The sequence below is a fragment of the Halomonas sp. PGE1 genome, assembly GCF_013000985.1.
GTDB classification, from domain to species: Bacteria; Pseudomonadota; Gammaproteobacteria; order Pseudomonadales; family Halomonadaceae; genus Halomonas; species Halomonas alkalicola.
This window is the reverse complement of record NZ_CP053032.1, coordinates 3,022,042-3,046,606: the sequence shown is the minus strand read 5'-3', so window position 1 is coordinate 3,046,606 and position 24,565 is coordinate 3,022,042. Positions and strand designations below refer to the sequence as shown.

24 protein-coding genes are annotated in these 24,565 nt (G+C 69.3%); 15 read left to right on the top strand and 9 right to left on the bottom strand.

Annotated elements, in window-relative coordinates:
* Nucleotides 1-106 precede the first annotated feature (106 nt).
* The 4 genes from HIR79_RS14395 to sixA all read left to right on the top strand — a co-directional run bounded on the left by HIR79_RS14395 (nucleotide 107) and on the right by sixA (nucleotide 4,818).
* Nucleotides 107-1,678, top strand: a complete 1,572-nt coding sequence (locus HIR79_RS14395) for a Re/Si-specific NAD(P)(+) transhydrogenase subunit alpha (RefSeq protein WP_169958868.1) — start codon at nucleotides 107-109, stop codon at nucleotides 1,676-1,678.
* Nucleotides 1,679-1,693: 15 nt separating this feature from the next.
* Nucleotides 1,694-3,136 carry an NAD(P)(+) transhydrogenase (Re/Si-specific) subunit beta gene (locus tag HIR79_RS14390; RefSeq protein WP_119021620.1) on the top strand — a complete coding sequence of 481 codons (1,443 nt, stop codon included), beginning with the start codon at nucleotides 1,694-1,696 and terminating at the stop codon, nucleotides 3,134-3,136.
* A 133-nt stretch (nucleotides 3,137-3,269) separates the two neighbouring features.
* Nucleotides 3,270-4,337, top strand: a complete 1,068-nt coding sequence (locus HIR79_RS14385) for an NAD(P)H-dependent glycerol-3-phosphate dehydrogenase (RefSeq protein ID WP_169958867.1) — start codon at nucleotides 3,270-3,272, stop codon at nucleotides 4,335-4,337.
* On the top strand, nucleotides 4,330-4,818 hold the full coding sequence (gene sixA, locus HIR79_RS14380; RefSeq protein WP_169958866.1) for a phosphohistidine phosphatase SixA: 489 nt from the start codon (nucleotides 4,330-4,332) through the stop codon (nucleotides 4,816-4,818). The genes HIR79_RS14385 and sixA overlap by 8 nt, the downstream gene beginning before the upstream one ends.
* Before the next feature lie 150 nt (nucleotides 4,819-4,968).
* On the opposite strand, the gene HIR79_RS14375 is transcribed toward sixA, so the two are convergent.
* Nucleotides 4,969-5,916 (bottom strand): AEC family transporter, encoded by a 948-nt coding sequence (locus tag HIR79_RS14375; RefSeq protein ID WP_169958865.1) that lies wholly within the window; start codon nucleotides 5,914-5,916, stop codon nucleotides 4,969-4,971.
* Nucleotides 5,917-6,141: 225 nt separating this feature from the next.
* Here HIR79_RS14375 and HIR79_RS14370 point away from each other — a divergent pair, with 225 nt between their 5' ends.
* From HIR79_RS14370 to HIR79_RS14360, 3 genes are read left to right on the top strand one after another with little or no spacing between them, the layout of a single operon-like run.
* Nucleotides 6,142-6,951, top strand: coding sequence for an alpha/beta fold hydrolase (locus tag HIR79_RS14370; protein WP_119021616.1), 810 nt, complete (start codon nucleotides 6,142-6,144; stop codon nucleotides 6,949-6,951).
* Nucleotides 6,948-7,802 carry an alpha/beta fold hydrolase gene (locus HIR79_RS14365; RefSeq protein ID WP_169958864.1) on the top strand — a complete coding sequence of 285 codons (855 nt, stop codon included), beginning with the start codon at nucleotides 6,948-6,950 and terminating at the stop codon, nucleotides 7,800-7,802. The genes HIR79_RS14370 and HIR79_RS14365 overlap by 4 nt, the downstream gene beginning before the upstream one ends.
* Before the next feature lie 31 nt (nucleotides 7,803-7,833).
* Nucleotides 7,834-8,928 (top strand): patatin-like phospholipase family protein, encoded by a 1,095-nt coding sequence (locus HIR79_RS14360; RefSeq protein ID WP_169958863.1) that lies wholly within the window; start codon nucleotides 7,834-7,836, stop codon nucleotides 8,926-8,928.
* A 1-nt stretch (nucleotide 8,929) separates the two neighbouring features.
* On the opposite strand, the gene HIR79_RS14355 is transcribed toward HIR79_RS14360, so the two are convergent.
* On the bottom strand, nucleotides 8,930-9,502 hold the full coding sequence (locus HIR79_RS14355; RefSeq protein WP_169958862.1) for a Smr/MutS family protein: 573 nt from the start codon (nucleotides 9,500-9,502) through the stop codon (nucleotides 8,930-8,932).
* 125 nt (nucleotides 9,503-9,627) lie between these two features.
* Here HIR79_RS14355 and prmB point away from each other — a divergent pair, with 125 nt between their 5' ends.
* The 5 genes from prmB (at nucleotide 9,628) to phaC (ending at nucleotide 14,722) form a co-directional block, all read left to right on the top strand.
* Complete coding sequence (gene prmB / locus HIR79_RS14350; protein WP_169958861.1) at nucleotides 9,628-10,575, top strand: 50S ribosomal protein L3 N(5)-glutamine methyltransferase; 948 nt, start codon at nucleotides 9,628-9,630, stop codon at nucleotides 10,573-10,575.
* A 28-nt stretch (nucleotides 10,576-10,603) separates the two neighbouring features.
* The gene (gene aroC / locus HIR79_RS14345) at nucleotides 10,604-11,689 is read left to right on the top strand and encodes a chorismate synthase (RefSeq protein WP_169958860.1); all 1,086 of its coding nucleotides are present in this window, start codon (nucleotides 10,604-10,606) and stop codon (nucleotides 11,687-11,689) included.
* Between the two features lie 67 nt (nucleotides 11,690-11,756).
* Nucleotides 11,757-12,197, top strand: coding sequence for a DUF6489 family protein (locus tag HIR79_RS14340; protein WP_169958859.1), 441 nt, complete (start codon nucleotides 11,757-11,759; stop codon nucleotides 12,195-12,197).
* A 120-nt stretch (nucleotides 12,198-12,317) separates the two neighbouring features.
* Complete coding sequence (locus HIR79_RS14335; RefSeq protein ID WP_169958858.1) at nucleotides 12,318-12,746, top strand: phasin family protein; 429 nt, start codon at nucleotides 12,318-12,320, stop codon at nucleotides 12,744-12,746.
* A 137-nt stretch (nucleotides 12,747-12,883) separates the two neighbouring features.
* Nucleotides 12,884-14,722: a class I poly(R)-hydroxyalkanoic acid synthase gene (gene phaC, locus HIR79_RS14330; RefSeq protein WP_169958857.1), complete on the top strand. Its 1,839-nt coding sequence runs from the start codon at nucleotides 12,884-12,886 to the stop codon at nucleotides 14,720-14,722.
* A gap of 381 nt (nucleotides 14,723-15,103) precedes the next feature.
* On the opposite strand, the gene HIR79_RS14325 is transcribed toward phaC, so the two are convergent.
* The 6 genes from HIR79_RS14325 to miaB all read right to left on the bottom strand — a co-directional run bounded on the left by HIR79_RS14325 (nucleotide 15,104) and on the right by miaB (nucleotide 21,807).
* On the bottom strand, nucleotides 15,104-16,306 hold the full coding sequence (locus HIR79_RS14325) for an IS110 family RNA-guided transposase (RefSeq protein ID WP_249322130.1): 1,203 nt from the start codon (nucleotides 16,304-16,306) through the stop codon (nucleotides 15,104-15,106).
* 92 nt (nucleotides 16,307-16,398) lie between these two features.
* The gene (gene lnt / locus HIR79_RS14320; RefSeq protein WP_169958856.1) at nucleotides 16,399-17,871 is read right to left on the bottom strand and encodes an apolipoprotein N-acyltransferase; all 1,473 of its coding nucleotides are present in this window, start codon (nucleotides 17,869-17,871) and stop codon (nucleotides 16,399-16,401) included.
* A gap of 52 nt (nucleotides 17,872-17,923) precedes the next feature.
* Entirely contained in the window at nucleotides 17,924-18,793 is an 870-nt protein-coding gene (locus tag HIR79_RS14315) for a CorC family transporter (protein ID WP_169958855.1), read from the bottom strand.
* A complete protein-coding gene (ybeY, locus tag HIR79_RS14310; protein ID WP_169958854.1) occupies nucleotides 18,790-19,302 on the bottom strand; it encodes an rRNA maturation RNase YbeY in 513 nt (170 codons plus the stop codon). Before ybeY ends, HIR79_RS14315 begins: the two co-directional genes overlap by 4 nt.
* Nucleotides 19,299-20,384, bottom strand: a complete 1,086-nt coding sequence (locus tag HIR79_RS14305) for a PhoH family protein (RefSeq protein ID WP_169958853.1) — start codon at nucleotides 20,382-20,384, stop codon at nucleotides 19,299-19,301. The genes ybeY and HIR79_RS14305 overlap by 4 nt, the downstream gene beginning before the upstream one ends.
* A 79-nt stretch (nucleotides 20,385-20,463) precedes the next feature.
* Nucleotides 20,464-21,807: a tRNA (N6-isopentenyl adenosine(37)-C2)-methylthiotransferase MiaB gene (miaB, locus tag HIR79_RS14300; protein ID WP_169958852.1), complete on the bottom strand. Its 1,344-nt coding sequence runs from the start codon at nucleotides 21,805-21,807 to the stop codon at nucleotides 20,464-20,466.
* A gap of 220 nt (nucleotides 21,808-22,027) precedes the next feature.
* Here miaB and HIR79_RS14295 point away from each other — a divergent pair, with 220 nt between their 5' ends.
* The 3 genes from HIR79_RS14295 to HIR79_RS14285 all read left to right on the top strand — a co-directional run bounded on the left by HIR79_RS14295 (nucleotide 22,028) and on the right by HIR79_RS14285 (nucleotide 23,863).
* Complete coding sequence (locus HIR79_RS14295) at nucleotides 22,028-22,357, top strand: DUF1820 family protein (RefSeq protein ID WP_119021606.1); 330 nt, start codon at nucleotides 22,028-22,030, stop codon at nucleotides 22,355-22,357.
* Between the two features lie 230 nt (nucleotides 22,358-22,587).
* A complete protein-coding gene (locus tag HIR79_RS14290) occupies nucleotides 22,588-23,214 on the top strand; it encodes a TIGR04211 family SH3 domain-containing protein (RefSeq protein WP_169958851.1) in 627 nt (208 codons plus the stop codon).
* Nucleotides 23,215-23,224: 10 nt separating this feature from the next.
* Nucleotides 23,225-23,863 carry a thiopurine S-methyltransferase gene (locus HIR79_RS14285; RefSeq protein ID WP_169958850.1) on the top strand — a complete coding sequence of 213 codons (639 nt, stop codon included), beginning with the start codon at nucleotides 23,225-23,227 and terminating at the stop codon, nucleotides 23,861-23,863.
* 82 nt (nucleotides 23,864-23,945) lie between these two features.
* Here HIR79_RS14285 and HIR79_RS14280 read toward each other — a convergent pair whose 3' ends face one another.
* Nucleotides 23,946-24,551, bottom strand: a complete 606-nt coding sequence (locus HIR79_RS14280; RefSeq protein WP_169958849.1) for a YajG family lipoprotein — start codon at nucleotides 24,549-24,551, stop codon at nucleotides 23,946-23,948.
* Nucleotides 24,552-24,565: the final 14 nt, after the last annotated feature.

Genomic DNA, 24,565 nt, shown 5'->3' with positions numbered 1-24,565 from the left:
CTCGCCACGCGTCGAAAGTGGCAACGGACGAGAATGCCGCGGTGGCCTAGGCTGAGGGAGTCGGCGGCGGCCAGGGCCCCGCCAGGTCAGCGATGGAGAGAGCGACGTGAAGATAGGAGCACCCCGAGAGCGGGCCAGGGGCGAGGCGCGCGTGGCGCTGACGCCGGAGAGTGCCGCCCAGATCCGCAAACTGGGCCACGAGTGCCTGATCGAGGCCGGCGCCGGCGAGGCCGCCGGCTTCTCCGATGCCGCCTACCGCGAGGCGGGCGTCACCCTGGTCGAGGGGGCCGAGGCGCTGTGGCGCGAGGCCGAGGTGGTGATCAAGGTGCGCGAGCCGGACGAGGAGGAGGCCGGCTGGCTGAGGGAGGGGCAGACGCTGATCAGCTTCTTCTGGCCGGCCCAGAACGAGGCGCTGCTGGAGGCCTGCCGCGGCCGGGGAGCCACGGTGGTGGCCATGGACATGGTGCCGCGCATCTCCCGGGCCCAGAAGATGGATGCCCTCTCCTCCATGGCCAATATTGCCGGCTACCGGGCGGTGATCGAAGCGGGCAACCAGTTCGGGCGCTTCTTCACCGGCCAGGTGACCGCCGCCGGCAAGGTGCCTCCGGCCAGGGTGCTGGTGATCGGCGCCGGGGTGGCCGGGCTTGCCGCCATCGGCACGGCGGTCAGCCTGGGGGCGGTGGTGCGCGCCTTCGACGTGCGGCCCGAGGTCGCCGAGCAGATCGAGTCCATGGGTGCGGAGTTCCTGTTCCTCGACTTCGAGGAGAGCCAGGATGGCGCGGCCACCGGCGGCTATGCGGCGCCCTCGAGCCCGGAGTTTCGCGAGAAGCAGCTGGCGCTGTTCCGCGAGCAGGCGCCCGACATCGACATCGTCATCACCACGGCGCTGATCCCGGGCCGGCCGGCGCCCAAGCTGTGGCTCGAGGAGATGGTCGCGGCCATGAAGCCGGGCTCGGTGATCGTCGACCTGGCCGCGGAGAAGGGGGGCAACTGCGACCTGACGCGGCCCGATGAGCGCGTGGTGACCGACAACGGCGTGGTGGTGGTCGGCTACACCGACTTCCCCTCGCGGATGGCGACCCAGGCCTCGCTGCTCTTCTCCACCAATATTCGCCATATGCTCACCGACCTGACCCCCGGGAAGGAGGGGGCCATCGTCCATGACATGGAGGACGACGTGATCCGCTGCGCCACGGTGACCCACGCCGGCGAGATCACCTTCCCGCCGCCGCCGCCCAAGGTGAAGGCGATCGCCGCGGCCAAGCCCAAGCCCCGGGAGAAGGCACCCACGCCGGAGGAGAAGCGGGCCGCGGAGCTCGCCACCTTCCGTGAGCAGACCCGCCGCCAGGTGACCCTGCTGGGCGTGGGGGGCGCGCTGATGCTGCTGCTCGGCCAGATCGCCCCGGCCTCCTTCATGCAGCACTTCATCGTCTTCGTGCTAGCCTGCTTCGTCGGCTTCCAGGTGATCTGGAACGTCAGCCACTCGCTGCACACGCCGCTGATGGCGGTCACCAACGCCATCTCCGGGATCATCATCCTCGGCGCCATCCTGCAGATCGGTTCGGGCAGCGGCATCGTCGTGCTGCTGGCGGCGATCTCGGTGCTGATCGCCACCATCAATATCGTTGGCGGCTTCCTGGTCACGCGCCGGATGCTGGCGATGTTCCAGAAGTCCTGATCCCGGAGAGTCGAGATGCTGAGTCAAGGATTCGTGTCCGCCGCGGCCATCGCGGCAAGCGTGCTCTTCATCCTCTCCCTGGGGGGGCTGAGCAATCAGGAGAAGGCCAAGCGGGCGGTCTGGTACGGCATCGCCGGGATGGCGGTGGCGGTGCTCTTCACCGCGCTGGGCCCCGGCATCGGTGCCCACTGGCTGATGCTGCCCCTGATCGCCATCGGTGCGGCGATCGGCTGGGTGGTGGCCAAGCGGGTCGCCATGACCGAGATGCCCCAGTTGGTGGCGGCCCTGCACAGCTTCGTCGGCCTGGCCGCGGTCTTCGTGGCCTGGAACGCCGACCTGGAGCGGCGCCGGGTGCTGGCCGCCCGCGCGCTCGATGCCACGCACCAGGAGTTCTCCGCCTTCGCCGCCCTGGTGGCCACCAAGGCTCCGGACGAACTGACCTTCCTCCAGCTGGAGGTGATCTTCGCCATCTTCATCGGGGCGGTGACCTTCACCGGCTCGGTGATCGCCTTCGGCAAGCTGGCCGGCAAGGTCGACGGCAAGGCGCGCCAGCTGCCCGGGGGGCACCTGCTCAATGCCGGGGCGGCGGTCGTCTGCCTGGTGCTGGCGATCGCCTACCTCAACGGCGCCGGCTTCTGGACCCTGCTGGCGCTGGCGGCGCTGGCGTTCTTCATCGGCTACCACCTGATCATGGGCATCGGCGGCGCCGACATGCCGGTGGTGGTGTCGATGCTCAACAGCTACTCGGGCTGGGCGGCGGCGGCGATCGGCTTCACCCTCTCCAACGACCTGCTGATCGTCACCGGGGCCCTGGTGGGCTCCAGCGGTGCCATCCTCTCCTACATCATGTGCAAGGCGATGAATCGCAACTTCATCAGCGTGATCCTGGGGGGCTTCGGCGGGGTCAAGGGCCCGGCGGCCGAGATCGAGGGCGAGCAGGTGGCCATCGACGCCGCCGGGGTGGCGGCGACCCTCAACAACGCCGACAGCGTGATCATCGTCCCGGGCTACGGCATGGCGGTGGCCCAGGCCCAGAACGCAGTGAGCGAGCTGGTGCGCAAGCTGCGCGCGGCGGGCAAGGAGGTGCGTTTCGCCATTCACCCGGTCGCCGGGCGGCTGCCGGGGCACATGAACGTGCTGCTGGCCGAGGCGCGGGTGCCCTACGACATCGTGATGGAGATGGACGAGATCAACGACGACTTCCCGCGCACCGACGTGGCGATCGTCATCGGCTCCAACGACATCGTCAACCCGGCGGCCCAGGAGGACCCCAACAGTCCGATCGCCGGCATGCCGGTGCTGGAGGTGTGGAAGGCCAAGGTGGTCTTCGTCAGCAAGCGCGGCCAGGGCACCGGCTACTCGGGCATCGAGAACCCGCTCTTCTACAAGGAGAACACCCGGATGTTCTACGGCGATGCCCGGGAGAGCATCGATTCGCTGCTCTCGCTGATCGACTAGGGGCGATGCGCGGCCACGCCGGCCGCAAGGATCGTCTGCAGGGCCCGAATCGGCTGCCGATTCGGGCCCCTTTTTCGCTACAATCCCCGTTTCATCCACCAACCCGATTTCAATCCAACAGGCGGGGCCGACCATGGCAGAGGAACAGATGAACGTGGCGGTGCTGGGGGGCGGCAGCTTCGGCACCGCCCTGGCCAGCATCGCCGCCGACAATGGCGCCAGGGTGCGCCAGTGGCTGCGTGACCCCGAGCTGGCCGAGCAGATCAACCGCGAGCATCGCAATGGCCGCTACCTGCCGGACTATGCCATCAACCCCGCGGTGGTCGCCTCCACGGACATGGCCGAGGTGCTTGACGGGGCCGGCCTGGTGCTGGTGGCGATCCCCTCCAAGGCCTTCCGGGAAGTGGTGCGCCAGGCGCGCCCCTGGCTTTCCCCGGCGCAGATCCTGGTCAGCACCACCAAGGGCATCCAGGAGGAGGGCTTCAAGCTGATGAGCCAGATCCTCGAGGAGGAGACCGGCTTCCCGCATATCGGGGTGATCTCGGGGCCCAACCTGGCCTCGGAGATCGCCCAGAAGCAGCTCACCGCCACGGTGATCGCAAGCGACGATCCCGAGACCCGCACCCGGGTGCAGACGGCACTCGGCTGCGACTACTTCCGGGTCTATGCCAGCAACGATCGCCATGGCGTCGAACTGGGCGGGGCGCTGAAGAACATCTACGCCATCTCCGCCGGCATGGCCGCCGCACTCGGCATGGGCGAGAACACCCGCAGCATGCTGATGACCCGGGCGCTGGCCGAGATGAGCCGCTTCGCCGTCTATCGGGGCGCCAACCCCATGACCTTCCTGGGGCTGGCCGGGGTCGGCGATCTGATCGTGACCTGCTCCTCGGCCCTGTCGCGCAACTACCGCGTCGGCTACGCGCTCGGCGAGGGCAAGACCCTGGACGAGGCGGTGGAGGCCCTGGGCCAGGTGGCCGAGGGGGTCAACACCGTGCGGCTGGTGCGCGACAAGGCGCGCCAGGACGGGGTCTACATGCCGCTCGCCGAGGGGCTCTATCAGGTGCTCTTCAAGGGGGTGCCGGCCAAGGAGATGGCGCGCATGCTGATGCTCGGCGAGCAGAGCAGCGACGTGGAGTTCATTCTCTCCCGGGAGGACGTGCAGCAGGCCCACCGGGAGACCGGAGGCCGGCATGGCTGAACGCCTGCTGATCCTGCGCCACGGCGAGGCGGGGGCGGGGTGGCCCGACGCCGAGCGTGCGCTGACCGAGCATGGACGCCGGGAGGTCGCCCGCCAGGCCGCCTGGCTGGCCGAGCGTTGCGACCTCGCCGGGCTGCACCTGCTGGCGAGCCCCTTCCTCCGCGCCCGACAGACCGCCGCCATCATCGGCGAGGCGCTTGGCGCCGCGGTGGAGACGCTGCCGATCATCACCCCCGACGACGACCCCGCGGCGGTGGCCGACTGGCTGCTGGCCCGGCCCGCGGAGCGGCCGCGGCTGCTGGTGAGCCATATGCCGCTGGTGGGCGCGCTCACCGGGCTGCTGGTGGAGGGTCGCGCCGATCGCGGGCTCGGCTTTTCCACCGCGGCCGTCGCCGAGCTCGAGGCCGACGTCTGGGCCGCGGGCTGCGCCCGCCTGGTGGGCTTCACCACGCCCTCTGATTTGACGCCGAGAGTGCGATAGCGATAGGCGTCGGGGACAGGTCGTAGAGGGGGTCTGAGGACCAGGGATGGCCGAAGTAGCGTACAGGGACGTATTCATAGCGCCCCCTCGTAGGCCTGTCGCCGGAACAGCCTTGAGTGATACCCCAGGCGCCGCTTTCCCGAATCCTGACTAGATCAACCCGGCTACCTTGAGCGCGAAGGCCCCGACGGTGATCGTCAGGCTGGCCATCAGGGTGGTCAGGGCGATGATATTGGCGCTGAGCACGGCGTTGCCCCCCATCGCCTTGGCCATCACGAAGGCCGCGGCCGCCGTGGGGCTGGCGAAGAAGAGGAACATCACCCCCAGCTCGCGCCCCTCGAAGCCGGCAAGCCAAGCCGCGGTGGTGGCCAGCACCGGTACCGTCACCATCTTGAGCAGGCTGGCGCTGGTGGCCAGGCGGCCTGACTCGCGGATGGCGCCCAGCGACAGGGTGGCGCCGATGCAGATCAGCGCCAGCGGCAGGGTCAGGGAGGCGAAGTACTCCCCGGAGGTCATCAGCCAGCCCGGCAGGTGCAGCTCCAGGGCGGCCACCGGGATGGCCGCCACCACGGCCAGGATCAGCGGGTTGCGCGCGATGTGCGACAGGATGCTGCGCCAGTCCGCGCTCTGGCCTTCCTGGTAGGTGGCCAGGGCCACCACCGAGAAGGCGTTGTAGGTCAGGATCACCACCCCGAGCAGCAGACCACCGGCGGAGAGGCCGTAGTCGCCGTACATGCCGGCGGCCAGCGCCAGCCCCACGATGCCGCAGTTGCCGCGGAAGGCGCCCTGGATGTAGACCCCGCGCTCCGCATAGGGCACCCGCAGCCGGGCCCAGCCCCAGCAGAACAGGAAGCTGCCCAGGGTGGCCACGGCGAAGAACCCCAGCAGTGCCGGGTTGAGGGTCGCGTCCAGGTCGGCCTTGATGATGCTCAGGAAGATCAGGGCGGGCATGGTGCCGCGGAACACCAGCTGGGAGGCGGTGGAGACGAAGGCGGCATCGATCCAGCCGGCGCGCTTGAGGCCCAGGCCGATGAAGACCATGGCGAACACCGGCAGGGTGACCTCGAGGGTCTGGAGGAAGAGGGCGGAGAGCTCCATGCTGGCGGCGCCCTAGCGGGCCAGCCAGAGGCCGACGAGGATCGCGGCGATCACGGCGGTGAAGAAGATCCGGTTGCGGGTGCGGGTGTCACGAGGGGGCTTGGGGGTCGCGTTCACAGGGGCTCCAGAAAAAGGGCAGGCCGGTAGGTGACTTGGCGAATCATGGTAATCCCGTTAGCCTGCTACGGCCAGACGGGCACCGCCCGCCCGACCACGGATGCCGCCATGACCCCATCGACCGATCGTCCACGCCTGCTCTTCGCCCACGCCAACGGCTTTCCCGGCTCGAGCTATCGCAGCTTCCTCGGCCCCCTGGCCGAGCGCTTCGATGTGCACCCCCTCGACCGCCTCGGCCACCATCCCGACTTCCCGGTAGGCCACAACTGGCTGGCGCTGCGCGACGAGCTGCTGCATACCCTCGAGACGCTCGAGGGGCCGGTGATCGGGGTGGGCCACTCCATGGGCGGGGTGCTGATGGCCATGGCGGCCGAGGCCGCCCCCGAGCGCTTCCGCTGCGTGGTGATGCTCGACCCGCCGCTGATGCTGGGGCTGGATGCCTGGGCGATGAAGGTCGCCAAGCGCCTGGGCTTCGTGGAGCGGGTGACCCCGGCGCGCTACAGCCGCGGGCGTCGCACCCTGTGGCCCGACCGCGAGGCCATGCGCCATGCGCTGCGCCGTCGCCGACTGTTTCGTCGCTTCACCTCGGAGGCCCTCGACGACTACGTGGAGGGCGGTACCCGCCTGCTCGACGATGGTCGGGCGGTGCTGGTCTATGACCCCCAGGTGGAGGTGGAGATCTTCTGCCACCTGCCGGACCATCTCGGCGACCTGCCGAGGCGCCTGCGGGTGCCCTTTGCCCTGCTCGCCGGCGAGGACTCCGACCTGCTGACGCCGCGCCGCCGGCGCCGCCTCGCGCACCATGGGGTGCCGGTGACCCTGGTGCCGGGGACCCACATGTTCCCCATGGAGCATCCCGAGGAGGCCCGCCGGATCCTGCTCGAGACCCTGGACGCGCTGCTGGAGGCACGGCCATGACCGCTCCCCGTGAGCTGCGGCTGGCCGAGGGCCGCCTGGCGGCCCTGGCCTGGGGCGAGGAACACGCGCCGACCTGGCTGGCCCTGCACGGCTGGCTCGACAACGCCGCCAGCTTCTCGCGGCTGGCGCCCGAGCTGGTGGCGCGCCTCGGCATCCGGGTGGTGGCGCTGGACTTCACCGGCCACGGCCACTCGACCCACTCGCCGGGCGACTACGCCCTGTGGGACTACTGCCACGACGTGCTCGACGCCGCCGACGAACTGGGCCTTTCGCAACTCAGCCTGCTGGCCCACTCCATGGGAGCCGGCGTGGCCTGCCTGGCCGCGGCGGCCCTGCCGGAGCGGCTCGAACGCCTGGTGCTGATCGATGGCCTGGGGGCGGTGACCACCGAGGCCGAGCGTGCCCCCGACCAGCTGCGCCGAGGCCTGCTGGCCCACCGTCGCGCACCCTCGCCCGCGCCGCACTATCCTGATGAAAAGACCGCGGTGGCGGCGCGGGTCGCGGGAGGCGCCACGCCCATCGATGCCGAGACCGCCGCCCCCCTGGTGGCCAGGAACCTGATGGCGCTCCCGGGAGGGCGGGTCGGGCTGCGCACCGACAGCCGCCTGGTCCGGCCGTCGCCGGTGCGCTTCTGCCCGGAACAGGTGATGGCCTGCCTGGCCGCCATCCGCTGCCCGACGCTGCTGGTCGAAGGGGAGACGGGGATCCTCGGCGAGAGCGAGCGCGCCTGCGTGGCGCGCTCCGCCCTGCCGGGGCTTGCGCGCCGGGTGTTGCCCGGCGGCCACCACCTCCACCTGGAGCCCGCCGCCGTGGGGGAGGTGGCCGAGTCGATCGCGGCGTGGCTCGCATGACGGCCATGCCCCCTGCAGAGGAGCGCCAGAGATGAGTGATCCGGAGCGTAAGGGCAAGCGGGTGGCCCTGGTGCTGGGCAGCGGTGGGGCCCGGGGCTATGCCCATATCGGCGTGATCGAGGAACTCGAGGCCCGGGGCTACCGGGTGGTGGCCATCTCCGGCTGCTCCATGGGGGCGCTGGTGGGGGGCATCTACGCGGCCGGGCAGCTCAAGGGCTATCGCGACTGGGTGTGCCAGCTCGCCTACTTCGACGTGCTCAAGCTGGTGGACGTCACCTGGAGTCCCATGGGCGCCATGCGTGCCAGCAAGGTGATGGAGAAGCTGGAGTCCCTGGTCGGCGACGTGCGCATCGAGGAGCTGCCGATACCCGTCACCACCGTGGCTACCGATCTCACCCGCCAGCGCGAGGTGTGGTTCCAGAGCGGGCCGCTGCTGGAGGCGATCCGCGCCTCCATCGCCGTGCCCGGGGTGATCACGCCGGTGCACCGCGGCGACCAGGTGCTGGTGGATGGCGGCCTGCTCAATCCGCTGCCGATCATCCCCATCGTCTCGGCCCACGCCGACTTCGTGATGGCGGTCAACGCCACCGCCCACAGCCCGCGCCCGGTCACTCTCGAGGAGCTGCTGCCGCCGGACCAAGCGGCCGAGGAGCGGGCCCGGGAGAAGGCCCGGGATGCCGGCGGCATCGACTTCGGCGGCTGGGTCGACGAGGTGCGCAGCGCCGCCGGCCGCTGGTTCGATGGCCTGGGGGCGGGCGGCGGCAGTGCCGACGGGGTGGAGGGCGACCAGAGCGAGGCGGGGCTGCGCCGCCGCCAGTGGAGTCGGCTGGACATGGTGCTGGCCTCCTTCGATATCACCCAGGCGGCGCTGGCCAAGTACAAGGTGGCGGGCTATCCGCCGGACGTGCTGATCGAGGTGCCCAAGACGGTGTGCGGCGCCTACGAGTTCCATCGCGCCGAGGCACTGATCAGCCTGGGGCGCCACCTGGCGGTGGAGGCGCTGGATCGCTACGAGGGGCACCGCCATCCGGGCTTCGGGGAAGGTGGCATCGTGGTGGACCCGGTCCAGCCCGGTCTCATCTCCCCGGAGCCCCCGGGCGCGCCCGAACCGGACGGGCGCGAATGAGTCAGGCCTCGCCGCGGCGGCGCAGCAGCACGTAGACGGCGCCGGTGCCGCCATCGGCCTCGACGGCGGAGCAGAAGGCCAGCACGGCGGGCCATTCGCGCAGCCAGGCATTCACATGGCTCTTGATCACCGGGTAGTCGCTGGTGGTTCCCAAGGCCTTGCCGTGGACCACCAGGACGCAGCGGCGCCGCTCGGCGCTGGCCTCGCGCAGGAAGGCCTCGAGCTCGGCACGGGCCTCCTCCAGGGTGTAGCCGTGCAGGTCGAGGCCCGCCTCCCAGGCCAGCTGGCCGCGCTTGAGCCGCTGGCGGGTGCGCCAGGGCAGGTCGGGCAGGGCGAACTCCAGGGTCTCCGAGGGGCGCACGGCCTCGACCCGTCCGTCGGAGGTGCGTCCGCTGCCGCCGGCTTCGCTCGCGGCCTGGGCGGCGGCGCGGCGCTCGGCAGCCGCGGGATCCTCGCGCCGCGCCCGACCGAGGTCGGCACGGTTGGTGCGCAGGCGGCGCACGCCTGCCTCGCGCAGCGCCTGGCGGAAGGCGCTGATCTCATCGTCGTCCGGGCGGTGGCGGTCTCGGCTCATGGCGGTGGGGGCCAGTCGGGAAAGTGAAGGGGACCCAGTATAACCAGCGTGGCGTGGCTGTGAACCGCCCCGGCGGTTACAATCGGCCTCCTTGCCCGATTCGCCCGACAACGACAGGATGCCCCGTGGCCGCCCGCAACGACTCCACCTCGACCCTGACGCTTCCCGACACCGAGCTGCGCGACGGCCTGATCACCCTGCGTGACTGCCTGCGCTGGGCGGCCAGCGAGTTCCACCTGGCCGGGCTCTTCTACGGCCACGGCACCGACTCCCCCTGGGACGAGGCGGTGGCGCTGACCCTGGGCGCCCTGCACCTGCCCTGGAGCGTCGACCCGGCGGTGCTCGACGCCCGCCTGCTGCCCATGGAGCGCGCGCGCATCGTGGCCCTGGTGCGCAGCCGCATCACCAGGCGCCGTCCGCTGCCCTACCTGCTGGGCGAGGCCTTCTTCGCCGGCTACCCCTTCGACGTGGACGAGCGGGTGCTGATCCCTCGCTCGCCCATCGCCGAGCTGATCGAGCACGGCTTCGCCGCCTGGTTCCCCGACGAGCCGCCGGCCCGGGTGCTGGATCTCTGCACCGGCTCCGGCTGCATCGGCATCGCCGCCGCCCTGCACCTGCCCACCTGCGAGGTGGACCTAGGCGACATCAGCGAGGAGGCCCTGGCGGTGGCCCGCCAGAACATCACCCGCCACGACGTGGGCGAGCGGGTGCGCGCGGTGCACTCCGACCTCTTCGCGGCGCTGCCGGGTCGCTACGACCTGATCGTCTCCAACCCGCCCTACGTGGATGCGCGCGACCTGGCCACCATGCCCGCCGAGTTCCGCCACGAACCGGCCCTGGCCCTGGGGGCCGGGGCCGACGGCCTGGAGATCGTGCGGCGCATCCTGCGCGAGGCCCGCGAGCACCTCACCGAGCGCGGCGTGCTGATCGTCGAGGTCGGCAACTCCGACCACCACCTGGAGGCCGCCTTCCCCGAGGTGCCCTTCCTGTGGCTCGAATTCGAGCGCGGCGGCCAGGGGGTCTTCGCCCTGACCGCCGATGAACTCGACGCCCATGCGGCGTCCTTCGCCTGATTTCCGATCCCTTCGAGGAGGAGCGCCCATGTCCGGCAACACCTTCGGCAAGCTGTTTACCGTCACCACCTTCGGCGAGAGCCATGGCCCCGCGCTGGGCGCCATCGTCGATGGCTGCCCGCCGGGGCTGCCGCTCACCGAGGAGGACCTGCAGCGCGACCTGGACCGCCGCCGTCCCGGCACCTCGCGCCACACCACCCAGCGTCGCGAGCCCGACCGGGTGAAGATCCTCTCCGGGGTCTTCGAGGGGGTCACCACCGGCACCTCGATCGGCCTTGTGATCGAGAACACCGACCAGCGCTCCAAGGACTACGGCAACATCAAGGACCAGTTCCGGCCGGCCCACGCCGACTACAGCTACCACCACAAGTACGGCCTGCGCGACTACCGCGGCGGCGGGCGCTCCAGCGCCCGGGAGACCGCCATGCGGGTCGCCGCCGGGGCCATCGCCAAGAAGTACCTCGCCAGTCGAGGCATTGCCATTCGCGGCTATATGAGCCAGCTCGGTCCCATCGCCATCGACTTCCAGAGCTGGGAGGCGGTGGACGACAACCCCTTCTTTTGTCCCGACCCGGCACGGGTGCCCGAGCTCGAGGCTTACATGGACCAGCTGCGCCGCGATCAGGACTCGGTGGGGGCCAGGATCACGGTGGTGGCCGAAGGCGTGCCCCCCGGGCTCGGCGAGCCGGTGTTCGATCGCCTCGATGCCGAGCTCGCCCACGGCCTGATGAGCATCAATGCGGTGAAGGGGGTGGAGATCGGCGACGGCTTCGCCTCGGTCAGCCAGCGGGGCAGCGAGCACCGCGACGAGATGACCCCGGAGGGCTTCCTCTCCAACCACGCCGGCGGGGTGCTCGGCGGGATCTCCAGCGGCCAGGCCATCGTCGCCCACCTGGCGCTCAAGCCCACCTCCAGCATCACCACGCCCGGCCGCAGCATCGATGTCCATGGCAATCCCGTGGAGGTGGTCACCAAGGGGCGCCATGACCCCTGCGTGGGCATCCGCGCCACCCCCATCGCCGAGGCGATGATGGCGCTGACCCTGATGGACCACCTGCTGCGCCATCGCGCCCAGAACGCCGAGGTGCGCGTGGCGACCCCGGTGCTGCGTTGAGGAGGGCTCCGCCAGGCAGTGTGCGGGCTGCTACACTGCCTGGCATCACCACCGCAAGGGCAACGCCATGAAGATCAATGTCGAGTTCGACCTGACCCCCGAGGAGTTTCGCCAGTCGCTGGGGCTGCCCGACGTGGCGGTCTTCCAGCAGCAGCTGATGGAGCAGATCCAGAAGCAGATGGAGTCCGGCGTGGAGGGCTATGACCCCATGAGCCTGATGCAGCCCTTCCTGCAGCAGTCGGGCATGGGGCAGGGGCTGACCCAGGGCCTCTCCCAGGGGCTCTCCCAGGGCCTCTCGAGCTTCGGCACCTACCAGCAGATGATGCTCGACATGCTCAAGCAGGCTGGCCAGAGCGCTGCCCAGGGCAAGTCCGAGGCCAGGGAATCGGCGGCGGGTAGCGCCGCGGCCGACGCCGCTGCCGGCTCGACGAGCAAGGCCGCCGCGAGCCGTGGCACGGCGAAGAAGGGGGCCGCCAGCGCCCGTTCGCGGGCCAAGCGCGATAGCTGAGCACGGCCGGCATTCGCCTTTCATCGTCTTGCAACCTGGGGCGTGGCAGACTAGGCTTTGTGCAGTGCAACATGCCGGGCGCCTCGCCCGCCATCCGTCACCGATCCGGGAGACCACCTCATGCAGGACAACAAGATGATCGACGCCTTCAACGAGCAGACCCGCCAGTTCTTCGAGCCGATGCGCAAGCTCAACTCCCTGATGCTGGACAACATGGAGAAGCTGACCCAGTACCAGATGGAGTCCATGAAGCGCTACAGCCAGCTCGGCACCGAGCGCCTGCGTGACGCCAGCGAGGTCAGCGACGCCGACTCCATGCAGGCCTTCAGCGCCCGCCAGGCCGAGGTGATGAACCAGCTCTCCCAGCAGATGCTCGAGGACGCCAAGGCGCTCTCCGAGATGAGCCTGGAGTTCAAGGCCGAGCTCGAGAAGCTCTTCGCCGAGCAGGCCAAGCTGGCCGAGCAGGTGGCCACCAAGGCCGCGGCCGGCGAGAAGGCGAAGGCCGATCCGGCCAAGGCCGCCTCCACCCGCGGTGCCAGCAAGAGCTGAGACACCGTTGCCGGGCAGGGAACTCATGGCGCGCCCAGACGCGCCGCTGAACAACCCGCCACCCGTCCATGACGGGTGGCGGATTGAGCTATTTGCAGCCGGCACCGCGGCGGTGGCCGGCGCGTCAGGAGGGGTCAATGCAGCCAGGGGTTGAAGCACCGACACAGGCCGAGCTCGAGGCGTGGAACGTCCAGCTGAAGGAGATCGGCGAGGAGTATCGCGCCCTGATGGGCGATCTGCTGGAGCGCATGGTGCCAAGCGATGCCGCCGACTCCGTCTACGGCGACATGCGGGAGAGCTTCCAGGCGGCGGCCGAGTCGCTGATGGGCAACCCGCCCCAGCTGTGGCAGACCCAGGCCCGGCTGATGCAGGACCAGTTCCAGCTCTGGCAGAACGGCCTGCGCGCCATGGCCGGCGAGCCGGTCGAGCCGCTGGTGACGCCGCACAAGGGCGATCGTCGCTTCACTGACGAGGCCTGGACCAGCGACCCCTACTACCTGGCGCTCATGCAGCAGTACCTGCTCTTCTCGCGCATGGTCGAGGAGCTGATCGACGGCCTGGAGCTGCCGGCCGACCAGAAGCAGCGCCTGGGCTTCTATGCGCGCCAGCTGGTCAATGCCATGTCGCCCACCAACTTCGTCACCACCAACCCCGAGGTGATGCGCCGCACCATGGAGAGCCGCGGCCAGAACCTGGTGGATGGGCTGGCGCGGCTGCGCCAGGACCTGGCCAACTCCGCCGAAGGGCTCAACGTCACCATGACCGACCGCAGCGCCTTCGAGGTCGGCAGGAACATCGCCGTGACCCCAGGCTCAGTGGTCTACGAGAACGAGCTGATCCAGCTGATCCAGTACGCGCCGACCACCGAGCAGGTCTTCAAGACCCCGCTGCTGGTCATGCCGCCGTGGATCAACAAGTACTACATCCTCGACCTGCGCGAGGACAACTCCCTGGTCAAGTGGCTGGTGGGGCAGGGCCACACCGTGTTCCTGATCTCCTGGCGCAACCCGGGCCCCGAGCAGCGCGACCTGACCTGGGCCGACTACATGCAGCTCGGCCCCATCGCCTCCATGGAGGCGATCGAGCAGGCCACCGGGGAGAAGTCGGTCAACCTGCTGAGCTACTGCGTGGGCGGCACCCTGGCCGCCTCCACGGTGGCCTACCTGACCAGCACCCGTCGCGGCCGCAAGGTGAAGTCGGTCACCTACATGACCACCCTCCAGGACTTCCGCGACCCGGGCGAGATCGGCGTCTTCCTCTCCGAGCCGGTGCTCCAGGGCATCGAGGCCAAGATGGCGCAGAACGGCTACCTGGACGGCCGCGTCATGGCCTTCAGCTTCAACCTGCTGCGCGAGAACGACCTGTTCTGGTCGTTCTACATCAGCAACTACCTGAAGGGGGACGTGCCGGCGCCCTTCGACCTGCTCTACTGGAACACCGATGGCACCAACCTGCCGGCCGGTACCCATGGCTGGTACCTGCGACACTTCTACCTGGAGAATCGCCTGGTGCAGCCGGGGGGCATCGAGCTGGACGGCGTCAAGATCGACCTGCGCAAGATCTCCACGCCCAGCTACTTCCTCTCCACCCGGGAGGATCATATCGCCAAGTGGAACAGCACCTACTACGGCGCGCTGCTGCCCAAGGGGCCGGTCAAGTTCGTGCTGGGGGGCTCCGGCCATATCGCGGGGGTGGTCAATCCGCCCCACAAGAACAAGTATGGCTACTGGACCAACGATGCCCTGCCCGAGACCCACGAGGAGTGGCTGGCCGGCGCCGAGCAGCATGAAGGCTCCTGGTGGCCCCACTGGCAGGCGTGGATGACCGAGAACGGCTATGCCGATGCCGAGAAGATGGTGCCGGCCCGTCAGCCGGGCGACGGCGAGCTCGATATCCTCGAGCCGGCCCCCGGCCGCTACGTCAAGATGACCATCCCCGAGGTGCTCGGCGAAGTCCCGGCGGCGCAGACATCCTGAGCGTCACGCCCTGGGCGACAAGCGGTAAATAAGTGGCAACGAAGAAGCGCCCAGCCGAGTCATCGGCTGGGCGCTTCTCGTTGGAGGCATCGCCCGGTGACTGGGGCTCCTGGTATGGATTGACCCGTCAAGGGTTCGGTTGTCTCTGTTGTCTATTGTCGTCCTCAATGCCTTCGGATCAGGAAGCGAGGGGCTATCAGCGACGGTGGATCTCTCTGGTATTCGTGGGTTGGGTACCGACCTGTCATCACTTCGTCGCGGAGCTGCCCTGGTCTACGAGCGAGGGTCACCCTGCCCCGGAGGGCGGGGGCCTCATAGGAGCGTCAGGGGTTCTCCCACCGGCCCGACGCTCCCTGACCCGAAGGCACTGGGACGGAATGATCATGCCGTGGCTCGGCTGCCGTGCGGCTTGCCCATGGCCTCGCAGGCAATCGCCCACAGGAAGCCGGTGAGCTCCCGAGCCACGGCCGTCACCACCTGTTGCTTGGCCTTGCCCGTGGCCGCCAGCCGGCGGTAGCGCCCACAGAGTCGTTTCTGTGCGGCCCAGGCTATCGCCTGCACCGTCGGCGAGGTCCTCTCGGCCCGCTGCTCAATAATGCGCGTCTTGCGGGCCGGGAAGCGGTAGCTCCAGGCAGCCTCCACCAGGACGCGTCGTACATGGCCATTGCCGGTCTTGGTAATGCCACCCTGGCGTCGGCTACCCCCGCTCGAGTGCTCGCTGGGCACGAGCCCCAGATAGGCCATCAGCTGACAGGGCGAATCAAAACGGCTGATATCCCCCAGCTCAGCCATCACCGTCATGGCGGTGATCAGGCTGACGCCGCGCATCGCCTGGATGGCTTCGACCACCGGGGCCAGCGACCAGTCCGGCAGTGCTGCCTCCATCTGCCTCTCCAGGCCGGCCACGCGGCGCTGCGCTTCGCGCACCGCCTCGATGTACTCCTGCAGCACGATCTGCTGAACCGGGGTGTCGAAGCGCACCGTTTCCAGCCAGCGAAAGTGGGCAGGAATCCACTTGCTCTTGCCGGGGTAGGCCTTGCCGTGTCGCAGCAGGAAGGCGTTCAGCCGCTGACGCGCCTTGAGCTCGATGGCCTTCATATCCTCCCGAGCCCGCGTCAGGTCGCGTATCGCTTCCTGTTCCGGCGTGGGTACCCAAACGGGGGTGAGTTCTCCAGAGCGCGACAGGCGGGCCAGCATCTGCGCATCGCGGCGGTCAGTCTTGACACGATCGCCGGCACGACGCGGGATCAGGGTCGGTGCTACCACCTCACAGTCATGGCCGCTGGCCTGGACCTGGTGATAGACCCCGTAGCCGCAGGGTCCGGCCTCGTAGCTGAACAGCAGGGGCTGCCCGTCGAAGCGTTCGCTCATCTGGCGAATCAGCTTGTCGATCGCCTTGGGTTCATTGGGGATCTCACCGCGAAACTCGGGCGTTTGCCGGCCTGCCTCAGCGACCGCCACCGAGATGCTGGCCTTATGCACGTCCAGGCCGATATAGGCGGCGTGAACGTAGCTGGCGGCGTTGATCCGCTCGGTGACAGTGCGGTCGACAACGGCTCGTTGAGTTGCGTTAGACTGTTTCATGACCTGCCTCCCTCAATAGTGGCTCTGTGTTTGGGTGTCCCCACCTCAACGTAACCCACGACGTTGAGGCGGGGCAGGTCAATCCATCATGTCTACGGGGTGGGACGGCGGCGCAGCCTCAGGCTCGGCAGCACCAGCAGCGCGGCCAGCAGCCAGGTGGGCCAGCTGCCGGTGCGGGTGAAGGGGGTGAGGCCCGCCATGGGCCGCACCTCGCCGGTGATGCTGGTCATCTTGAACTGGGGCGCCCGGGCGGTGATGCGGCCCATCGGGTCAACGATCACGGTCACCCCGTTGCTGGTGGCGCGTACCAGGTAGCGGCCGTTCTCCAGTGCCCGCAGTCGCGCCATCTGCAGGTGCTGCAGGGGGCCGATGGACTCGCCAAACCAGGTGTCGTTGGAAACCGTCAGCAACAGCTCGCTGTGGCGGGCGCGCTCGGCCACCAGGTCGGCATAGATGATCTCGTAGCAGATGGCGTTGCCGATGGTGGTGCCGGCGGCCATCATCGGCGCCTGGCCCGAGGGTCCCGGGGTCATGGCGGGCATCGGCAGGTCGAAGAAGGCGATGGTGCCACGCAGCAGGCTCTCCAGGGGGAGGTACTCGCCGAAGGGCACCAGATGCTCCTTGCGGTACTCTCCCTCGGCGTTGCCGAGGCCGATCACGCTGTTGAAGTAGCGCCCTTCGGCGTCGCGCTGCAGGATGCCGGTGAGCAGGGCGGTGTCGGGGGAGAGGTTGGACTGTACCCGCTCGAGAATCGGCCGCGCCTGGTCCTCGAACATCGGCAGCGCCGCCTCAGGCCAGACGATCAGGTCGAGGTCGTCGGGCTGGGTGCGGGTCAGCTCGGCGTAGATGTTGGCCGCCGCGCGCTGGCCCTCCGGTGTCCACTTGATCAGCTGGTCCAGGTTGCCCTGCAGCAGGGCGACCCGCAGCGGCTCGCCGGCGGGCTGGGTCCACTGGGTCGGCAGCGCCAGGGGGATGAGCCACAGGGCGGCCACCGGGGCCGCGGCCCACCAGCGCCGCGCCAGGAACTCCACAAGCAGGGTGCCGGTGAGGGCGGTGATCAGCGACAGCAGGTAGACGCCGCCGACGGGCGCCCAGGGGGCCAGCGGCGAGTCCACGTGGGCGGAGCCCAGCAGCAGCCAGGGAAAGCCGGTGAAGAGCCATGTCCTGAGCCACTCGCCCAGCACCCAGGCGCCGGCAAACGCCAGGAAGGCCAGCCGCGGCCCGGTGAGGCGCCGGTAGAGCCACAGGGTCACCGCCAGGAACAGCGCCATGCTGGCCACGAACAGCGCGGTGAGAAACACCGCCAGGGGCACGCCGGTGTAGCCGTAGTCGTGGATCGAGACATAGACCCAGGAGGCGCCGGAGCCGAACAGGCCGAGGCCATAGCACCAGCCGCGCAGGGCGGCTTGGCCGGGGGTGAGCGCCTGGATGCCCAGGTAGACCAGGCCCACCGCGACCGGGCCGAGCCACCACAGCTCGAAGGGCGAGGCGGTGAGGGTGGTGAGGACCCCGGCGGCCAGTGCCAGCAGGCAGCCGAGAAGCGGAGAGAGGCGAAGCTCAGACATGGTGACCGTCCGTGTCGGGGGCTGAATCAAGGGGGTGACGGGCAGCGGGGCTTCAGGCGTCGTCCTGCCCGCTGCAGGGCTCCGCCTCCAGCAGGCGGATGCGGCGGTTGTCGGCGTTGAGCACGGTGAAGCGCCAGCCGCCGATCTCGGTGTGCTCGCCGCGCCCGGGCAGGTGGCCGAAGCGCTGCATCACGAGTCCCCCGAGGGTATCGAACTCCTCGTCGGAGAAGCGGGTGGCGAAGCGCTCGTTGAAGTCCTCGATGGGGGTCAGGGCGCGGATGGCGTAGCGCCCCTCGCCCAGTGCGCGGATATCCTCCTCCTCGTCGGCGTCGTGCTCGTCCTCGATCTCGCCGACGATCTCCTCGAGGATATCCTCGATGGTGACGATGCCGGCGGTGCCGCCGTACTCGTCCACCACGATGGCCATGTGGTTGTGCGTGTCCTGGAACTCCTTGAGCAGGCTGTTGAGGCGCTTGGACTCCGGCACGAAGAGCGCCGTGCGCACCACCTCCTCGAGCCGGAAGGGGCGGCCATTCTGCTGGCCGTCCTGGAGCAGCGGGAGCAGGTCCTTGGCCAGCAGGATGCCCTTGACCTCGTCGAGGTTCTCGCCGATCACCGGGTAGCGGGAGTGGCCCGCCTCGAGGATGATCGGCAGGTACTCCTCCAGGGGCTGGTCGAGGCCGATGGCGGTGACCTGGGAGCGGGGGATCAGCACCTCGCGCACCTGCTGGTCGCTGATCTTCAGGGCGCCCTCGATGATCATCATGGCGTCCTGCTCGAGCTTCAGGCGGCTGGCGGCCTGGCGCAGGAAGGCGAGCAACTCGTCACGGGAACTGGGCTCGTCGCTGTCGCTGGAAAGCGCGCTGAAGAGCTTTTCCAGCCAGGATCGGCTGCCCTGGCCGCTCGTTCGGTCTTCGCTCATGGGTCGGGTCTCTCGTCCTCGGTCGCTGCGTCGTCGCGGGCGCTACCGCCCGCGTCTCGGTAGGGGTCGTCGATGCCCAGCTCGGCGAGGATCTCGCACTCGAGCTGCTCCATCGCCTCGGCCTCGTCATCCTCGAGGTGGTCATAGCCGAGCAGATGGAGGGTGCCATGCACCACCATATGAGCGTAGTGATCGCGCAGGGCCTTGTCCTGCTCGCTGGCCTCGGCGGCCACCACCGGGTGGCAGATCACCAGGTCGCCCAGCAGCGGCAGCGCCACGCCCGGCGGGCACTCGAAGGGGAAGGAGAGCACGTTGGTGGGGCGATCCTTCCCGCGGTAGTCGCGGTTGAGCGCGCGGCTCTCCTCGGCGTCCACCAGGCGCACGGTGAGCTCGCTGTCGGCGTCCGCCTCATGGCGGGCGAGCACCGCCGCCACCCAAGCCTCGAGCTCGGCCTGGCTGGGCAGCCCCTCGGCCGCGATGGCCTGCTGGCGATCGACCTCCAGGCTCATGGCTTACCACGCTCGCGGACGAAACGCTCCTGTCGCTCGAGGCGCAGCGCCTCGCGCTCCTGCTCCCGGGCCTGCTTGCGGGCGCGCTCGGCGACCTCCTGCTCGGCCTCGAAGCTGTCGTAGGCCTCGATGATGCGCTGCACCAGCGGGTGGCGCACCACGTCCTTGGCGGCGAAGTGGGTGGTGCCGATCCCCGGGGTGCCCTTGAGCACCTCCAGCACCTGGATCAGGCCGGAAGTCTGGCCGCGGGGCAGGTCGACTTGGGTCACGTCGCCGGTGATCACCGCGGTGGAGCCGAAGCCGATGCGGGTCAGGAACATCTTCATCTGCTCGCGGGTAGTGTTCTGGCTCTCGTCGAGGATGATGAAGGCGTTGTTGAGGGTGCGCCCGCGCATGTAGGCCAGCGGCGCGATCTCGATCACCTGGCGCTCGATCAGCTTGGCGACCTGCTCGAAGCCGATCATCTCGTAGAGGGCGTCGTAGAGGGGGCGCAGGTAGGGATCGATCTTCTGGGCCAGGTCGCCGGGCAGGAAGCCGAGTTTCTCGCCGGCCTCCACCGCCGGGCGCACCAGCAGGATGCGACGCACCTCCTGCTGGTTGAGCGCCTCCACCGCGGCGGCCACGGCCAGGTAGGTCTTGCCGGTGCCGGCCGGGCCGATGCCGAAGTTGATGTCGTGGGCGCGAATGTTCTGCACGTAGGCCTGCTGGTTGAGGCCCCGCGGCTTGATCAGGGTGCGCGGGGTGCGCAGCAGCACCTCGCCGTCGGCCGCGCCACCTTCCTCCTCCTCCAGCGCCTCGAGGCCGGACTCCTGCAGGAAGAGATGCACGGTGTCGGGCTCCAGGTCGCTGGCCTCGGTCTCGCGGTAGAGGTGCTCGAGCAGGTTGGCGGCGGCCTTGACCCGGTGGATTGGGCCCGCCAGCTGGAAGATGTTGCCGCGGTTGCGCAGGGTGATGCCGAGGCGCGCCTCCACCAGCTTGAGGTGCTCGTCGCGCTGGCCGCACAGGTTGGCCAGGCGGCGGGGGTCATTGGGCTCGAGATTGAGGGTGATGATGCGATTGGCCGGGGAGGATGGCTGGCTCAAGACTGGCGGATCCCGTGGAAGTTGGATTTAGGGCAGCTTACTGCCCCGGCGCATGCCGGGGCAATAAAGGGGCGGGGCGTCAGTAGATCTCGGGCGAGGCGAGTTCGCCGCGCAGCGAGTTGGGCAGCGCCTCGGTGATCTCCACGTCGACGAAGAAGCCGATCAGCTCCATGGGATTGGCGGCGCGGAAGTTGACCACCCGGTTGTTCTCGGTGCGCCCGGAGAGCTGGCCCGGGTCGCGGGGCGCGAAGCCGGTGACCAGGATGCGCTGGGTGGTGCCCACCATGCGCCGGCTGATCTGCATCGCCTGCTGGTTGATGCGCTCCTGGAGAATCGCCAGGCGCTGCTTCTTGGTGGCCTCCGGGGTGTCGTCCTCGAGGGCGGCCGCCGGGGTGCCGGGGCGCGCCGAGTAGACGAAGCTGAAGGAGTGGTCGAAGCCGATGCGATGGATCAGGTCCATGGTGGCTGCGAAGTCCTCGTCGCTCTCGCCGGGGAAGCCGACGATGAAGTCCGACGAGAAGCTGATGTCCGGGCGCAGCGCGCGGATGCGCTCCATCTTCTCGATGTACTCCGCCGCGGTATGGCCGCGCTTCATGGCGGCCAGTATCCGGTCGGCACCGGACTGCACCGGCAGGTGCAGGTGGCTGACCAGCTCCGGGATCTCGCCGAAGGCCTCGATCAGGCTGTCGGAGAACTCCACCGGGTGGGAGGTGGTGAAGCGGATGCGGTCGATCCCCTCGACGGCCGCCACGCAGCCGATCAGCTCGGCCAGGTCGATCTCGTCGCCCAGTTGGTTGAGCCCGCGGTAGGCGTTGACGTTCTGGCCCAGCAGGTTGATCTCGCGCACGCCCTGGTCGGCCAGGTGGATCACCTCGTCCATCACCGCCTCGAAGGGGCGCGAGACCTCCTCGCCGCGGGTATAGGGCACCACGCAGAAGGTGCAGTACTTCGAGCACCCCTCCATCACCGAGACGAAGGCGGTGGCGCCATCGGAGCTGGGCTTGGGCAGGTGGTCGAACTTCTCGATCTCGGGGAAGGTGACGTCCACCACCGAGATCTGGTCCTGCTGACGGGCGTCGAGCATCGCGGGCACCCGGTGCAGGGTCTGGGGACCGAACACCATGTCGACGTGGGGCGCGCGCTTGCGCAGCGCCTCGCCCTCCTGGCTGGCCACGCAGCCGCCGACGCCGATCACGAGATCGGGGTTGGCCTCCTTGAGCTTCTTCCAGCGCCCCAGCTGGTGGAACACCTTCTCCTGGGCCTTCTCGCGGATCGAGCAGGTGTTGAGCAGGATGACGTCGGCCTCGCGCTCGTCGTCGGTGAGCTCGAGCCGGTGGGATTCGCCGAGCAGATCCGCCATGCGTGCGGAGTCGTACTCGTTCATCTGGCAGCCGTGCGTCTTGATGAAGAGTTTCTTCGCCATAAGAATTGGGTCGTGGCGCCAGGCGCCCGACGTCTGTCACCAGTGGATGAAGGGGGAGTGTCGTGAACGTGCGGCCGCGGCGGGCCTGACCAATCGGGTCGAAAAGTAACCCGGCATTATACGCATGGCCCGGCAACGGGGCCAGCATGGGCCGTCGACCGCGGGAGTGTGCTACGCTTGCGCCTCTTGTCGGAACACGGTTCGAGGGACACTCAGCACCATGGCGGCGAAGCCTATCTATCGGGTGGTTTTTCACCAGCAGGGAGAAGTGTGGGAGCTCTACGCGCGCGAGATCTTCCAGAGTGACCTGTGGGGCTTCATCGAGGTCGAGGAGTTCGTCTTCGAGGATGCCTCCCGGCTGGTGGTGGACCCCTCCGCGGACAAGCTGCGGCTCACCTTCGAGGGGGTCATCCGCAGCTATCTTCCGCTCAATGCCATCGTGCGCATCGACGAGGTGGAGCGGGAGGGGCCGCCTCGGGCGGTGAAGAGCGACGGGCGGGTCGCCGAGTTTCCGCGGCCCTTCTCGCCGCCCTCTCCCCCGAAGCGCTGAGGGAGGCTGGTCACGAAGTGATCAGAATGGGCGCAGGGCAGGCGCCACGCCGCCGGGCGACCCCTTTCCAGCGGTTGTCCCGAACCTTGTCCACAGGAGCTGTGGAAAAGCTCCTGCGGAAAACGGCCCGAGTGGCCGGAGATCTCATCGCAGCGGCGTCGGCAGGAAGCCGGCGTCGGACACAGGTCGCGCCAGAGTGGAAATCCGCCAGCTTTAGCCAGGACAATGGCATGACACGACACGACATCACACGACTCAGCCTGGGCCTTGCCCTGGGGCTTCTGGCCCTGCCCCTGCAGGCCCAGCAGAACGACGCGACCCACTGGGTCAGCGATTCCCTGACCACCTACGTGCGCAGCGGTCCCACCGACGGCTATCGCATCGTCGGCACCCTCACCGCCGGTGAGCCGGTGACGCAGCTCGAGACCAGCGGCAACTACACCCGGGTGCAGAATGCCGACGGCAACAGCGTCTGGATTCTCACCAGCGAGCTGCAGGCGACCCCCAGCGCCCAGGTCCGCGTGCCGGCGCTGGAGCAGCAGGTGGCCGAGCTCTCCGCCGAGCTCGACGGCATCAACGAGCAGTGGGAGAGCCGCACCGCTGCCCAGAGCGAGGCCCTGGAGACCCGCGAGGCGCGCATTGCCGACCTCGAGGCGCGCAACGAGGCGCTGGACGCCGAGAGCGAGCAGTCTCGCCAGACCATCCGCCAGCTGCAGGCTCGCCTGGACACCCAGGAGGAGGACCTGCTGATGCGCTACTTCATGTACGGTGGCGGGGTGGCCGGTGCCGGCCTGCTGGTCGGCCTGATCGTCCCCCATCTGCCGCGTCGCAAGCGCAAGCGCGACCGCTGGTTCTGAGGAGGGCACGATGGCCAACGAATGGCTCGACCGCTGGCGTGAGGGGCGCATCGGGTTCCACCTCGAGCGTCCCCACCCCATGCTGGTGGCCCACTGGCCAGGCCTCGAGGTCAGGCCCGGGACCAAGGTGCTGGTGCCGCTGTGTGGCAAGAGCCTGGACATGCGCTGGCTGGCCGGCCATGACCACCCGGTGCTGGGCATCGAGCTGGCGCCGGAGGCCATCGAGCAGTTCGTGGCCGAGGGGCAGGGGGTGGTCACCCGCTACCATCAGGCGGGCTTCCAGATCTGCCGCCAGGGCAACGTGGAGCTGTGGCAGGGCGACTTCTTCCACTTCCACATCGAGCAGGCGGCGGAGATCGGTGCCTTCTACGACCGTGCCTCGCTGATCGCGCTGCCGCCGGCCACCCGCCAGCGCTATGCCTTTCACCTGGCCCAGCTGGTACCGCCGGGCAGCCGCGGCCTGCTGATCAGCCTCGAGCGCGAGCCGGGCGATGAAGGGGGGCCGCCGTTCAGCGTGCCGCCCGACGAGGTGCGCGAGCTGTTCGCCCCCAATTTCCGGGTCACCCTGCTGGCGCAGGGCGAGCCGGAGGCCGGCAGCGGCTTTCGTGAGAGCGTCTGGGCGCTGGTGCGCCGCGGGCCGCTGGAGTAGCGGCAGGCGTCACATCCAGAGGCAGCGAGGGCGCCCGGTGGGCGCCCTCGTTGCGTTGGTGTGTTCCAACCTGGCCGATCGCTTATCGCGCCAGCAGCTGGCCCAGCTCCGGGTCCCGGAAGGCACGGTTGAGGCCGTCGGAGAGCAGGTCGTTGACCATGCGGGTGTTGGTATCGCGATCCGGGCGCACCGCATAGCTCTGGGTGCGCCGCGAGGTGTAGGTGCCGGTGTAGGTGTTGCCGCCGTTGCGCGCCTCGGCGATGAACACCGCCTCCAGGCGCGCCTCGTCGATCACCGGCCGGCTCTGGCCGCGCTCGTAGCCCAGGTGGTCCAGGGTCAGGGTCAGGCTGGGGCGGTTCGGGGCGCTCTCGGTGGTGGGGCTGAAGCCCATGTCGCGCACCGCGCGCTCGGCCTCGCGCTGCAGGCGCGGCACCAGCTCGTGGGCATTGGCGGTGATGGTGGCGGTGGACATGGCGCTGCCGGTGCGGGTGCCGATCACCTCGCTGTCGCGGCCGTCCACGGCGATCACCGTCACGGCCTGGCCGCTGCCGGTGACCGGCACCTCGGCGCTGCGCTGGGGGTTGAGCTGCAGGTAGTGGGGGCTGGCGCAGGCGGCCAGCAGGCCGGCAGCGAGCAGACCGGCAAAGAGGCGTAGCAGGGTGGTGCGAAGGCGGTGGGGGCGCGGCATGTCAGGCTCCGGTG

Excerpts from the sequence above, each read along its gene's own strand:
- HIR79_RS14315 (WP_169958855.1), bottom strand. The coding sequence starts at position 18,793 with ATGAGCGAAGACCGAACGAGCGGCCAGGGCAGCCGATCCTGGCTGGAA.
- sixA (WP_169958866.1), top strand. The coding sequence starts at position 4,330 with ATGGCTGAACGCCTGCTGATCCTGCGCCACGGCGAGGCGGGGGCGGGG.
- HIR79_RS14360 (WP_169958863.1), top strand. The coding sequence starts at position 7,834 with ATGAGTGATCCGGAGCGTAAGGGCAAGCGGGTGGCCCTGGTGCTGGGC.
- HIR79_RS14335 (WP_169958858.1), top strand. The coding sequence starts at position 12,318 with ATGCAGGACAACAAGATGATCGACGCCTTCAACGAGCAGACCCGCCAG.
- aroC (WP_169958860.1), top strand. The coding sequence starts at position 10,604 with ATGTCCGGCAACACCTTCGGCAAGCTGTTTACCGTCACCACCTTCGGC.
- lnt (WP_169958856.1), bottom strand. The coding sequence starts at position 17,871 with ATGTCTGAGCTTCGCCTCTCTCCGCTTCTCGGCTGCCTGCTGGCACTG.
- HIR79_RS14290 (WP_169958851.1), top strand. The coding sequence starts at position 22,588 with ATGACACGACACGACATCACACGACTCAGCCTGGGCCTTGCCCTGGGG.
- HIR79_RS14295 (WP_119021606.1), top strand. The coding sequence starts at position 22,028 with ATGGCGGCGAAGCCTATCTATCGGGTGGTTTTTCACCAGCAGGGAGAA.
- ybeY (WP_169958854.1), bottom strand. The coding sequence starts at position 19,302 with ATGAGCCTGGAGGTCGATCGCCAGCAGGCCATCGCGGCCGAGGGGCTG.
- HIR79_RS14370 (WP_119021616.1), top strand. The coding sequence starts at position 6,142 with ATGACCCCATCGACCGATCGTCCACGCCTGCTCTTCGCCCACGCCAAC.
- HIR79_RS14280 (WP_169958849.1), bottom strand. The coding sequence starts at position 24,551 with ATGCCGCGCCCCCACCGCCTTCGCACCACCCTGCTACGCCTCTTTGCC.
- HIR79_RS14340 (WP_169958859.1), top strand. The coding sequence starts at position 11,757 with ATGAAGATCAATGTCGAGTTCGACCTGACCCCCGAGGAGTTTCGCCAG.
- HIR79_RS14285 (WP_169958850.1), top strand. The coding sequence starts at position 23,225 with ATGGCCAACGAATGGCTCGACCGCTGGCGTGAGGGGCGCATCGGGTTC.
- HIR79_RS14390 (WP_119021620.1), top strand. The coding sequence starts at position 1,694 with ATGCTGAGTCAAGGATTCGTGTCCGCCGCGGCCATCGCGGCAAGCGTG.
- miaB (WP_169958852.1), bottom strand. The coding sequence starts at position 21,807 with ATGGCGAAGAAACTCTTCATCAAGACGCACGGCTGCCAGATGAACGAG.
- HIR79_RS14355 (WP_169958862.1), bottom strand. The coding sequence starts at position 9,502 with ATGAGCCGAGACCGCCACCGCCCGGACGACGATGAGATCAGCGCCTTC.
- HIR79_RS14325 (WP_249322130.1), bottom strand. The coding sequence starts at position 16,306 with ATGAAACAGTCTAACGCAACTCAACGAGCCGTTGTCGACCGCACTGTC.
- HIR79_RS14365 (WP_169958864.1), top strand. The coding sequence starts at position 6,948 with ATGACCGCTCCCCGTGAGCTGCGGCTGGCCGAGGGCCGCCTGGCGGCC.
- HIR79_RS14375 (WP_169958865.1), bottom strand. The coding sequence starts at position 5,916 with ATGGAGCTCTCCGCCCTCTTCCTCCAGACCCTCGAGGTCACCCTGCCG.
- HIR79_RS14385 (WP_169958867.1), top strand. The coding sequence starts at position 3,270 with ATGGCAGAGGAACAGATGAACGTGGCGGTGCTGGGGGGCGGCAGCTTC.
- phaC (WP_169958857.1), top strand. The coding sequence starts at position 12,884 with ATGCAGCCAGGGGTTGAAGCACCGACACAGGCCGAGCTCGAGGCGTGG.